The 11,902-nt window shown below is 73.7% G+C and carries 8 protein-coding genes and 2 tRNA genes; 4 read left to right on the top strand and 6 right to left on the bottom strand.

Annotation, left to right across the window (positions count from 1 at the left end):
• Positions 1-2: 2 nt before the first annotated feature.
• From ACGFN2_RS05335 to ACGFN2_RS05350, 4 genes are all read right to left on the bottom strand, one after another.
• A complete protein-coding gene (locus ACGFN2_RS05335) occupies positions 3-395 on the bottom strand; it encodes a hypothetical protein (RefSeq protein ID WP_393357692.1) in 393 nt (130 codons plus the stop codon).
• 198 nt (positions 396-593) lie between these two features.
• Positions 594-791: a cold shock domain-containing protein gene (locus ACGFN2_RS05340; RefSeq protein ID WP_393357694.1), complete on the bottom strand. Its 198-nt coding sequence runs from the start codon at positions 789-791 to the stop codon at positions 594-596.
• Between the two features lie 46 nt (positions 792-837).
• Positions 838-910: transfer RNA gene (locus tag ACGFN2_RS05345), tRNA-Arg, on the bottom strand.
• 590 nt (positions 911-1,500) lie between these two features.
• Positions 1,501-1,591 (bottom strand) — tRNA-Ser (locus ACGFN2_RS05350).
• Between the two features lie 240 nt (positions 1,592-1,831).
• On the opposite strand from ACGFN2_RS05350, the gene ACGFN2_RS05355 reads away from it, so the two are divergent.
• Positions 1,832-2,569 (top strand): SSI family serine proteinase inhibitor, encoded by a 738-nt coding sequence (locus tag ACGFN2_RS05355; RefSeq protein WP_393357696.1) that lies wholly within the window; start codon positions 1,832-1,834, stop codon positions 2,567-2,569.
• 193 nt (positions 2,570-2,762) lie between these two features.
• The gene (locus tag ACGFN2_RS05360) at positions 2,763-7,031 is read left to right on the top strand and encodes a PAS domain-containing protein (RefSeq protein WP_393357698.1); all 4,269 of its coding nucleotides are present in this window, start codon (positions 2,763-2,765) and stop codon (positions 7,029-7,031) included.
• 56 nt (positions 7,032-7,087) lie between these two features.
• Here ACGFN2_RS05360 and ACGFN2_RS05365 read toward each other — a convergent pair whose 3' ends face one another.
• Positions 7,088-8,740 (bottom strand): long-chain fatty acid--CoA ligase, encoded by a 1,653-nt coding sequence (locus tag ACGFN2_RS05365; RefSeq protein WP_393357700.1) that lies wholly within the window; start codon positions 8,738-8,740, stop codon positions 7,088-7,090.
• A gap of 500 nt (positions 8,741-9,240) precedes the next feature.
• On the opposite strand from ACGFN2_RS05365, the gene ACGFN2_RS05370 reads away from it, so the two are divergent.
• A complete protein-coding gene (locus ACGFN2_RS05370) occupies positions 9,241-9,513 on the top strand; it encodes a hypothetical protein (protein ID WP_362603933.1) in 273 nt (90 codons plus the stop codon).
• A gap of 184 nt (positions 9,514-9,697) precedes the next feature.
• The gene (locus tag ACGFN2_RS05375; RefSeq protein ID WP_393357702.1) at positions 9,698-9,934 is read left to right on the top strand and encodes a hypothetical protein; all 237 of its coding nucleotides are present in this window, start codon (positions 9,698-9,700) and stop codon (positions 9,932-9,934) included.
• Positions 9,935-10,006: 72 nt separating this feature from the next.
• On the opposite strand, the gene ACGFN2_RS05380 is transcribed toward ACGFN2_RS05375, so the two are convergent.
• Positions 10,007-11,830: a SpoIIE family protein phosphatase gene (locus ACGFN2_RS05380; protein WP_362603937.1), complete on the bottom strand. Its 1,824-nt coding sequence runs from the start codon at positions 11,828-11,830 to the stop codon at positions 10,007-10,009.
• Positions 11,831-11,902: the final 72 nt, after the last annotated feature.

Consider the following 11,902-nt stretch of genomic DNA (forward strand, 5'->3'; position numbering starts at 1 on the left):
GGCTACTCGCTGTCTCCGTCCGCCGGCGCCGGAGCGGGCGCACCGCTCTCGTTCCAGACCCGCAGAACCCGCTCGATCTCCTCGGGCGAGGCGTCCTGGACGGTCACCACCACACCGTCCCGCTCCAGCCGGATCTGCGGCGCCCTCGGCCGCGACTCCCGCCAGGTGGCCACCGCGGTGATCAGACTCCCCAGCGCGATGCCGTTGGAGAGCACGACGTTGACGAGGTCCAGCGCCCCGCCCATGTGCCCCGGCTCCGCCTGTTCCGCCTCCAGCGACATCCGCGCCTGCCCCCGCAGTTCGGGCTCGGCCGCCAGCCACCGGTACAGCGAAACCGCCCCCTCAGCCTCCCCGCCATCCCCCACGCCACCCCCGACCGACAGCCTGACCTCCACCCGCCCCGGCCCCTTCCCTCACCCGAATTCCCACCCCAATCATAGAAACCCCACCCCCACCCCGACCGGCTTTTCCCACGTCCGACCGATGCCACCCCGGCCCCACAAAGTCAGCCCACAGCACCCGAACTGACCACCAGCCACCGACCGAGGCCCCTCGGACATGACGCGCACCGCCGTTGATGCCAGGTGTTGATGTCAGACAGCCCGAGGCACGATGCTCACCGCGCGGTAGTCATAGCCGTCCTGCTTGAAGCCCGGGGCTTCCCACGTGAGGTCGACCTGCTGTCCCGGCGACAACGTACGGAAGCCGGTCGCCTGGACGTCGGAGAAGTGGCCGAAGCAGCCACCGGGCGTCTCGACCGAGTCGAGCACGCCCCGGCGCGCAGTCCCCACGACAAAGCCCCCGTCCGGATTACCCGGCGGGGGCTTTGATCTGCTGTGCGCTCGGCAGGATTCGAACCTGCAACCTTCTGATCCGTAGTCAGATGCTCTATCCGTTAAGCTACGAGCGCTTGGCTTTCCGGCGGTTTTTCTTGCCGGTCGGCGTTGCGGGAACAACATTACATGACCTGCGGCGTGAGGCGAAATCCATTGCCCGCAAGTACTCTGACCTGCGGAAACGCCGTTGTGGCGGGGGTTGAGGGGTTGCTCGGACCCAGGGGGTCGTCGAGGGGTCGGGCGGAGTTCGGGTGAAGTTCGGGCGTGGGGTGCCCTCTTCGGAGTGGTTCAGGGCATTGGCGTTGCGGTGACGCCGGCGCAGGGGGCGTCGAATACGACGGCGGGTGTGACGGGGGCCACTCCAGTGGTGTGTGGCGGGGAATTCCGGAGTGGTGGTGGGCGGGGCTTGTGGCGGCCGTCCGGGTGAGGCCGAGTGGGTGGTGTGTGGGGTGGGTGATCTTGTGGAGGGGTGAGGGCTCCTCGGTCGTCCTCCGCGGGGTCGGCGCTGTGGTGCCCTAGGTCCGGGTGTGCGCGGCGGGTGTCCCGGAGGGTGGGCTGAAGCGTCCCGGAGGCGGGAGCTGGACCATCCCGGAGGCGGGGCGGGAAGGGCCGGGAAAGCGTTCAGGCCCCGGTCTGGGAGGACCGGGGCCTGAACGAAGAGGAGCGGAGGCGGAGGGATTTGAACCCTCGATGGGGGGTAAGCCCCAAACCGCATTAGCAGTGCGGCGCCATAGACCGGACTAGGCGACGCCTCCACACACCCCACGCGCGCATGCACGCTGTGGCGTGTCCAGATAATGGCACAGCCTCAAGGGCTGTCACCAATCGCCCCCTACGGTACCCGGCACGCGGGCCACCCGGCAAAGACGTTTTTGCAGCGCAACGTCGGGGGCGGCGGCGCGTTAGAGGAGTCGGGGCCGCGACGGCGTGCGTTGTCGTGCGCCCCCGGCGTGTACGTACCGCGTACCGCCCCGCACTCGCCTCTGGAGCCTGTGATGCCGTATCGCCGGACCTCGTCCTTCGCCACCGCGGCCACCACCGCCGCCATGACCGCCACCACGGCCGTGTCCCGTCTCTCCGCCGCCACCGCCGCCACCGCCGCCTCCGCCGCCGTGTCCGTCGTCTCCGCCGCCGCTGTGCTGGCCCTGGCGGCGCCCGCCGTGGTGGCCGCTCCGATCCCGCTGCCGCACGTCCGGTCCGGGGACGCCCTCGTCGGCGCCGGTCACCACGCCCCGGCCGCCAAGCCCCTCCCCATCGGCCGCCCTCTTCCGGTCGGCCACCACACCAGTGCCGGTCAGCCCGCCCCGGAGGAGCACCGCACCCCCGACGGTCATCGACACGACCCGGCCGGCCACCACCGCCCGACCACCCCCCACGACTCCGACGCCCCCTACCCCGGTGTCGTCGATCACCTCACCGTGACGGTTCGCGGGAGTGGTTCGGCGCGGGAGGACGGGACGTTCGAGCTGTACTGCCATCCGGCGCGGGGTACGCACCGGCATGCCAAGCAGGCCTGCGCGAAGCTGGACGGGATGACGCGGTGGGGGCGGGACCCGTTCGCGCCGGTGCCGCAGGGGACGAACTGCACGATGATTTACGGCGGCCCGGCGACCGCCCATGTCACCGGCACCTGGGCGGGGCGGCCCGTCAACGCGGATTTCCGGCGCACCAATGGGTGTGAGATCAGCCGCTGGCGCAGCTTCGAACCCCTGCTCCCGTCGACCGGTTCATGACCCGGTTCGTGCCGTAGTAGCGGGCCAGGTCAGGACGATGGGGCAGATGTCGGGCGTGCGGCGAGTCGCACACGGCCGTGGCATTACCTCCTCGTCATCCGCCTCCGCGACTCGGGCAAGTGCCCGTAGACTCCCTCCCAGCGATCCGCCACGGTGGGTCGGCAAGGTGCGGTAACAGGGAGGAAGCGTCGTCGTGAGCAGCAGGCCATCCCGAGGCGCTGCTCGCCTCGCAGCCATACTCGACGCCCTCCCCGACGCGCTGTTGCTCGTCAACTGCAACGGCACGGTCGTCAACGCCAACACCATCGCGCTGGAAACCTTCGAGGCACCGGGCACGGCCCTGGTAGGGCGCGGGCTGCTCGATCTGCTGCCGTCCTTCGACTCCAAGCGCATCCCGGGGTCCATGCGGCGCCGGGACGAGGAGGAGGAGCGCACCCGTACGAAGCCGACGCGGATGGTCGCCCGGCGGACGGACGGGACGGAGCTGCTGGTCGAGGTGACCAGCGCCAATCTGGAGGACGGGCGGACCCCGTACGAGTCGGCCTTCGAGGCGGCGTACGCCGATCACCGGAATGGCTACACGGGCAACGAGCTGCTGATGCTCGTCGTCCGTGATCTGACCGGGACGCTGGACACCGAGACCGAGCTGGCCCGTCAGCAGCGGCAGACCGAGATGATTCTGCGGGCCGCGGCCGAGGGCGTGGTCGGGGTGGACGCCGACGGCAAGGTCGTGCTGGTCAATCCGTCCGCGGCGCAGATCCTCGGCTACCGGGCGAGTGAGCTGGGCGGCAAGGAGCTGCATCCGCTGATCCACCACTCGCGGGCGGACGGCTCGACGCTGCCGTGGGAGGACACCCCGCTGGCCGACACGCTCAAGTCGGGGCGCAAGCACCGGGTGCGCGGGCAGGCGCTGTGGGCGAAGGACGGGCGGGCGGTGTCCGTCGATCTGACCACGGCGCCGGTGCGGGACGGCGATCAGCTCGTCGGCGCGGTGATGACCTTCACCGACCGCCGGGCCTTCGACGCGCTGGCGGCCCGGCACACCCAGCTGCTGGCGGTGCTCGACCAGGCGCTTCGCGGGCCGCTGGAGGAGCTGAAGGGCGAGCTGGGCACGCTCGCCTCCGACCCGGCGGGCCAGCTCTGGCCCGAGGCGAACCAGATCCTGCACCACCTCGCGGCCGGCCACGCCCGGATGACGACGCTGGTGGACAACGTCCTGAGCTATCAGCGGCTGGACTCCGGCACGGAGAAGCTCAACCGCACCAAGGTCTCCCTGGACGCGGTCGTCGCGGCCGGTGTCGAGGGCGCGATCGAGCTGATCGGTCCCGGGCGGGCGCAGTTCGCGGTGCACGCGCCGCCGATAGAGGCGACGGTCGACGCGGAGCGGATCGCGCAGGCCCTGTCGCATCTGATCGCGGATGTCGCGGGCGTGGACTCGACGGGCCGGATGCCGGCCGGTGAGGGCGCGGGCGGGCGTTCGGGGCCGGTTCCCGGCGACTCGACGATCGTGGTGGCGGCGGCGCAGCGCGGTGATGCCGTACGGATCGAGGTGCGCGGCCCGTTCAGTGGCGGCGACCCGGTCCATGAGCCGATCGTGCGCGGCATCGTGCGGCGGCACGGCGGGCTGATGCAGACGCATGAGGTGCCCGGCGGCGGGCCCGGCGCGGGCGGCAGCGCGTATGTGCTGGAGCTGCCGATGGCGGCGGACGGCACGCCCCCGGACGGTGCGACGTCCGGAGCGGAGGTGCCGACCGGCAACGAGACGACGGTGATGCCGGTACCGGCGGCGCGGGCGCGCGGCACGCAGGGCGACGCGGCGGCCCCGGGCACCGGCCAGGAGCAGCCGGACGACGACGGGCACGAGGGCGACGAGGGCCCCTCCGGCGGTGACGGCGGGCCGGGCGGTTCCGGCGGGCCCGGTGAGCCGCTCGGCGGCGGTGGCGGTGGTGCCGAGGCCGGTACGGCGGTGCCGGAGCAGACGGGCGCGCAGCCGACGGGTCGTCGGCGGGCGCGGCACTCGGGTGCGGAGCAGGGTGCGCAGCCGGGCGGCCCGGAGGCCGGGGTGCCGCAGGGTGCCGCCGGCGACGGTGCGCAGGGTGCGGCGGGCCCGGCAGCGGTGGACGGCGGCCCGGGGGCGCCCGCCCCGCAGGGTGACGCCGCGCAGGGTGGCCCGGCCACCGACGGCCGGGGGCTGCCGCCCGGTATGGCGGGGGCCGAGTCGGTGCCGCCGACGGGACGGCGCCGGGCCCGGCAGGGGGCTGCCGAGGGCGGCGGACTGCCCGCGCTCCCCTCCGGGGCGAGCGGGGCTCCCGGACAGCAGGGTCCCGGGGCGGGGGCGCCGGGCCAGGGTGCCGCGGCACCGGGCCAGGGTCCGGCGGCCGGTCCGCAGCGGCCCGCCACCCCACCGCCCAACGGCTCGGCGCCGATGCTGCCGGGTCCGCAGATTCCAGGTCAGAGCCCGGCTCCGGAGCAGACTCCGGCACCGGGCCGTCCGCATGTTCCGGGGCAGGCAGCGGCCCCCGGCCAGGGCCCGCAGGGGCTCGGCCCCGTCCAGGCGGGCGGGCGGCGGGCGCGGCGTGCGCTGGCCGAGGCGCCCCAGCGGACCGCCCCGGACGAGCGGGCGCCGGCGGCCTCCGCTGCGCAGCAGCAGGGCGGTGCGCGTACCGCCTTCGCGCTGCCGCCGGCCGCCGCCGACCGGACACCGGAGCCGTCCCTGCCGGCGCTGCCCGCGGCCGCCGAACAGGTGCCCGCGCAGCAGTCGGCCGGTCCGCAGGAGGCCACGGGCACGGGACGCCGCAGGGCACGCCGGCCGGTGGCCGGGGGCCCGGAGGCGGCGATGCCCGCGGGTCCGGACGCGTCGGCGCCCGGCGCGCAGCCGGCGCACCAGCTCGAAGCGGCCGCCGACTCCGGTGCGCCGCAAGGGGAGTGGGACGGCGAGCCGACCGGCAGACGGCGGGCGAGACGGGCCGCCGCCGAGGAGCGTGCGGCGGCGGCGATGGCCGACGCCGAGTCGTCCGGCACCTTTGTCGCGGGCCCGGAGGGGCTCGTGGCACAGCCCACCGAACCCGCCGAGACCACGGGTACGGCCGGCGGCACGGCGCCCGGGATCGCCCCCGCGCCGGACGCCGGTGCGCCCCAGGCGCCCGAAGCGCCGCAGCAGTCCCCCGCTCCCGCAGCGCCCCAGGACCCGCAGAGCGCCCCGGCGCCCACCGGCCGTCGACGGGGCCGTCCCAGCCCCGCCGAGGAGACCGCGGGCCCGCCGCCCGCGCCGCCGCAGGGCGCACCCGCCGCGGCGCACCGCCAGCCGATGCCGCCGCCCGCCGAGGACGACGGGCATGCCGCGGGGCACTCCCAGGGGCGGGCGTTCAGTGTGCGGACCCTTGGGCAGGGCGTGCCGTTCGCCCAGCAGATCGCCGATCAGCAGCGTCCGCCGGTGCCGCCGGGCAGCACCCCGCCCGGCGGTACGTCCGCGGGTTCGGGCCGCCGCCGTAAGCTCGCCGCGCCCCCGCAGGAGGACCGGCGGGCGACGGGCGCCGGGCCCGCTCCGGCCGAGGCGCCCGCGCACCCGGGCGCACCGCAGCAGCCCCCGGCCCCGCCGCATCTGATGGATGCCAGTGAGGGCCGGGCGTTCGCGATCTCCGCGCCGGACGAGGGCAGTGAGGGCCCCGAGCCGCTGGACGGGCCGAACGGCGCCATAGAGGTGATGGACCGTCAGCCGATGCCGATGGACGACGAGTTGCCGCCGGAGCCGCTGGACAATCCGCGCCGGCTGCTGGTCTGGCCGGCGCCGGACGTCGCCACCCAGCAGGCGCTGAGCGACCGCGGCTACCGCCCGGTGATCGTCAACTCCCGCGAGGAGGTGGACGCGCAGATCGCCGCGTACCCGGCGGCGCTCTTCGTCGATCCGCTGACCGGGCCGATCACCCGTACCGCGCTGCAGTCGCTGCGTCAGGCGGCGGGGGCGGCCGAGGTTCCGGTGCTGGTGACGGCCGGTCTGGGGCAGGCCACCCGGGAGGCCGCCTATGGCGCCGATCCGGCCGTGCTGCTCAAGGCGCTGGCCCCGCGCGACAGCGAGCAGCATCCGCCGCGGGTGCTGCTGATCGAGCAGAACGACGAGATCGCGGGCGCCCTGACCGTGTCGCTGGAGCGGCGCGGGATGCAGGTCGCACGGGCCTCCGCGGACGCCGACGCGGTGACCCTCGCCTCGCAGATGCGGCCGAACCTGGTCGTGATGGACCTGATGCAGGTGCGGCGCCGCCGGGCCGGCATCGTCGACTGGCTGCGTGCCAACGGGCTGCTCGACCACACCCCGCTGGTCGTCTACACCTCCTCCGACATGGACCCGGCGCAGCTGCCCCGGCTGTCGGCCGGCGAGACGGTGCTCTTCCTGGCGGAGCGCTCCACCAGCGCCGAGGTGCAGTCCCGGATCGTCGACCTGCTCGCCAAGATCGGCACGAACTGACCCGGGGTGGGACCCGGCGCTCCGGGCCCCACCGCAGGGCGTCCTGACGACAGGCCCTACGCCAGCAGCGTCACGTCCAGCTCGCCCTCCGCGTACTGCTTGCGCAGCACCTTCTTGTCGAACTTCCCCACGCTCGTCTTGGGCACCGCCGGGATCACCGCCCACCGCTCCGGAAGCTGCCAGCGCGCGATCCGCTCGCCGAGGAACGCCTTCAGCTCCTCGTAGCCGATGGTCACGCCCTCGTTGAGCACGACCGTGGCCAGCGGCCGTTCGCCCCACTTGTCGTCGGGTACGGCGACCACCGCGGCCTCGGCGACGTGCGGGTGCGCCATCAGGTGGTTCTCCAGCTCGACCGAGGAGATCCATTCGCCGCCGGACTTGATGACGTCCTTGGCGCGGTCGGTCAGGGTGAGGTAGCCGTTCGGGGTGATGGTGCCGACGTCGCCGGTGCGCAGCCAGCCGTCGGGGCTGAACTTGTCGTCGGGGCGCAGCGGTTCGCCCTGTGCGCCGCCGTAGTAGGCGCCCGCGATCCACGGTCCGCGGACCTCCAGCTCGCCCGCTGACGTTCCGTCATGGGGGAGCTCCTCGCCGCCGGGGCCGATCAGCCGGGCCTCGACGGAGCCGGCGAAGCGGCCCTGGGTGGCACGGTAGGCCCACTCCTCGTCGCCGCTGACCCCGGCCGGCGGGTGGGAGACGCTGCCGAGCGGGGAGGTCTCGGTCATGCCCCAGGCGTGCACGACGCGGATGCCGTGCCGCTCCTCGAAGCCGCGCATCAGGGCAGGCGGACAGGCGGAGCCGCCGATGACGACGGTGTGCAGACAGGCCACATCACGCTGCTTGGCGTCCAGTTCGGCCAGCAGCCCCTGCCAGATGGTGGGGACGGCGGCGCCGATGGTGGGCCGTACGGTCTCGATCATCTCGGCGAGCGGCGCGGGCTGCAGGAAGCGGTCCGGCATCAGCAGCGAGGCGCCGGCCATGAACGCGGCGTGCGGCAGGCCCCAGGCGTTGACGTGGAACATCGGCACGACCGGCAGCGTGATGTCACGGGAGCTGAGTGCGAACGCCTCGGCGGTGTTGACCTGCATCGAGTGCAGATAGAGCGAACGGTGGCTGTAGAGCACGCCCTTGGGGTCGCCGGTGGTCCCGGAGGTGTAGCAGAGCGCCGCGGCCTCCCGCTCGTCGATCTCCGGCCAGGCGTAGCCCTCCGGGCGTCCGGCGATCAGCTCCTCGTAGTCGTGCACCCGGGCCTGTGCGCCGTCGAGGAGCGAGCGGTCGCCGGGGCCCGCGACGACGATGTGGCGGAGGTTCGGCAGCTGCGGGAGCAGCGGGGCGAGCAGCGGCAGCAGGGTGCCGTTGACGAGCACCACGCGGTCCTCGGCGTGGTTGACGATCCACACCAGCTGTTCGGCGGGCAGCCGCAGATTGAGGGTGTGCAGCACCGCGCCCATGGAGGGGATCGCGAGGTAGGCCTCCATGTGTTCGGCGTTGTTCCACATGAGGGTGGCGACCCGCTCCTCGCCGGCTACCGACAGCTCGTCGCGCAGCGCGTGGGCCAGCTGGGCGGCGCGGTCGCCGATCTCGGCGAAGGTGCGGCGGTGGGGTTCCGGCTCGCCGGTCCAGGTGGTCACGGTCGCCTGTCCGTGGACCGTCCGGCCGTGCTCCAGAATCCGGCTGATCAGCAGGGGTACGTCTTGCATGGTGCTGTACACAGAACCTCCCGAGGGTGCCGTCGCCGCATCGCGACCGTGGGGACGATTCTGCGCACATACCGGACGGTATGTCACTACCCGACGGTAGGGCCCGTGCCTTCGGGTGTCGCCCGCGGGTCCGGTTCCCACCTGGGGTGAAGCGGAATCTCGTGATCTTCGGCACCGGGGCCGTGACGTACGAGGGGAAAAGGGCGCCGGCCGGCCCCCTTCGCCATCACGCGGGTAAACCCGTAGGCCTGTTCCCTGCACACCTTCGACTCAAACAGGGCGGAAGTATGTCCGAAAACAGCTCGTGTCGGCACGTGACCCTTTGTACCGTCAGACACCTACTCAACGGGGGGTTTTCCATGATTCGTCGTGCCTCACTGGCCGCCGCCGCGTGTGCGGCCGTCGGCTTCTCGCTTCTCACGGTTCCGGCTCACGCGGCCGGAACCCAGGCGGCGCCCGCCCGCGCGTCGCACGCGGTGGCGTCGGGGTCGGACCATGTCAAGTGCACCAGCATGAGCAACGGTCAGCTCTGCATCGTCATGAACAGCCGGCCGCAGTCCATCGACATCATCTACACCAAGAAGAAGGGCTCGGACGTCAAGGCGCAGCTCGGGTACCGCATGAACGGTTCGTCCTCGTACGCCGGTCTGGAGACCATCAGCAAGGGCGACCGGGCCACCCAGACCTGGAAGATGAGCTGGCCCTGCAAGAGCGCCGTCGGCCTGATCAAGGTCCGGGGGCAGGGGACCTTCGAGACCCCGTCGGCGACGTTCCCGGGCTGCTGACGCGGTAGCACAGGACAGTACAGGGGAGGGGCCCGCCAGGAGCGGGCCCCTTTCGCATGTCCGCACGCGCCCGGCGGGTCACCCGGTTACCCGGTCACCCTGCGCCCCGGTTGCTCGTTCACCCGGTTACCGGCCGTGCAACGTCACCGGCTCTGCGGAACGAACCCCTACCGAAGGAGCGTCCATGCGCCCCCACCTCCCCCGTTTCCTCGTCGCCGCCGCCCTGGGCGGTGCCGGTGTGCTCGCGGTGTCCGGTGCCGCCCAGGCGGCGTCGCCGGCCGCACCGGTCCAGCGGGCCTCCGGCGACGGTCCGTCCCTCGCGCGCCCGCTGTTCGGCGGGCAGTTCGACCCGGTGGCCGGGATGGGCGGGGGCGTGATCTCCGGCGGCGGGCGGCCGGTGGCCGCCACGGCCGGGCGCTGAGGCGGCGGCGCCGGCCGCGGCGGACACCGGCGGGCCGGCCGGCCGCTCACGGGCGCCGTCCGGCCGCCGGGGTCACCGCGGGGTCACCGCCTGGAGGACCAGCACCGACAGGTCATCCTCCACCGGTCCGGTGCCGAAGTCGTGCGCGGCCCGCCGTACGTGTTCGGCGAGGGCCTTGGCGCCCAGGCCCATGCCGTCCCGGACCACCTCGATCAGACCGTCGTTGTCGTCCAACTGCCAGTTGCCGCACCGGCGTTCGGTGACCCCGTCGGTCACGCACAGCAGCGTCTCGCCCGGGGCGAGGGCGAAGGAGCTGGCCTGGAATTCGGTGCCCTCGTCGATGCCCAGCAGCATCTGGGGCTCGGAGGCCGCCTCGACGGTGCCGTCGACGAACATGTGCAGCGGCGGCGGGTGGCCGGCGGTGGCGACCGTGCAGCGGGCCCCGGCCGCGCCCGGGTCGACCTCCAGCTCCCCGTAGAGCAGGCTCAGGAAACGGGAGCTGGCCTGCTCGCCGCCCAGCTCCACCGCCTCCGCGCTCTCCTCGGCCATGGCCAGGTTCAGCCTGCCGAGCACCGACTCGACGCCGTGCCCCTCGCGGGCCAGCAGCCGCACCAGGTGGCGGGCCAGCCCGGTGACGGACATCGCCTCCGGGTCCTTGCCCTGGACGTCCCCGAGCAGGAAGCACCAGCGGCGGTCGCCCATCGGGAAGACGTCGTAGAAGTCGCCGCCGACGGTCTGCCCCTCGCCGTGCGGCTCGTAGACGATCGCGGTGTCGATGCCGGGGATGCTGGCGAGCGTCGCGGGCAGCTGGCGCCGCTGGAGCGCCAGGCTGATCGTGGTCTGCCGGGTGTACTGCCGGGCGGTGAGCACGGCCTGGGCGACCCGGCGGGCCACGTCCTCGACCATCCGCACCACGGTGTCGGTCATCTGGAGGTGCCCGGCCCGGCCGAGCAGCAGCATGCCCTGGTCGGTGTCCCGGGCGACCAGGGGGAAGGCCAGCGCGGACCCGCCCGAGGAGGCCGCGCCCGCGCATTCCGGCCACGGCCAGGGCGTGCCGGCGGTACGGATGAGGTCGACCGGCGGGTCCAGCTCCAGGTCGGCGCGGAGCGGGGCGATCCGCCGCTCGTCCACGTGCCAGACCCGGGACAGCTGCATCCCGCCGCCTTCGGTGGTCAGCCAGATCGCGCACCAGTCGGCGAGCCGGGGCACCAGCAGCTGGGCGGCGAGCGCGGTGACCATGTCCTGGTCGAGCTGCCCGGCCAGCAGTTCGCTGGTCTCGGCCAGGAAGGACGGGCCGCCGCGGTCCGCCCACTCGGCGGCGTAGCCGTGCGTGCGGCGGCGCTGCGCGGCGGGCTGGGCGGCGGGCTGGGCCGGCCGCGGTGGAGGAGCGGCGCCCGGCGAGGCGAGCCGGGGCGCGGAGCCGGTCGTCCCGGGCTCGCCCTCGGTGGACTCCAGCCGGAACCACACGGTCTTCACGGACTTGCGGTAGGTCACGCCCCAGGACTCCGACAGCGCGCTGACCAGCTGGAGCCCGTATCCCGGCTCTCCGGTGCGGGCGTCCACCCCACCGCGCACCCGCCGGGCGGGGTGGCGGTCGGAGACCTCCATCACCAGGCCCATCCTGGCCCGGCGGCGCTCCCCGTCGCCGTCGACGGACACCTGGTCGTGCTCCAGGCGGCAGGTCACATCGATCTCGGTGCCCGCGTACATCACGGCGTTGGTGACCAGCTCGCTGGTGAGCAGGACGGCGTCATGGATGAGTTCCGCGTCGATCGCCGCCGCCCCGGGCCCCGCGGTGGCGGGTGGCGCGGCCGCCCGTTCGGTGAGCAGTGCGCGCACAAACTTCCGTGCGCCCGCGGCCGCGAGCTGGTTCGCGGGCAGACCTTTCCGGGACACGGATTCCGTCGTGTGCGGGGAGGACAGCGGTACCACTGCGCCCCCTGGATATGCCGGGAAAAAGTAATTACG

The organism is Streptomyces sp. NPDC048612, from assembly GCF_043199295.1.
Lineage (GTDB): Bacteria > Actinomycetota > Actinomycetes > Streptomycetales > Streptomycetaceae > Streptomyces.

Excerpts from the sequence above, each read along its gene's own strand:
- ACGFN2_RS05355 (WP_393357696.1), top strand. The coding sequence starts at position 1,832 with ATGCCGTATCGCCGGACCTCGTCCTTCGCCACCGCGGCCACCACCGCC.
- ACGFN2_RS05370 (WP_362603933.1), top strand. The coding sequence starts at position 9,241 with ATGAGCAACGGTCAGCTCTGCATCGTCATGAACAGCCGGCCGCAGTCC.
- ACGFN2_RS05375 (WP_393357702.1), top strand. The coding sequence starts at position 9,698 with ATGCGCCCCCACCTCCCCCGTTTCCTCGTCGCCGCCGCCCTGGGCGGT.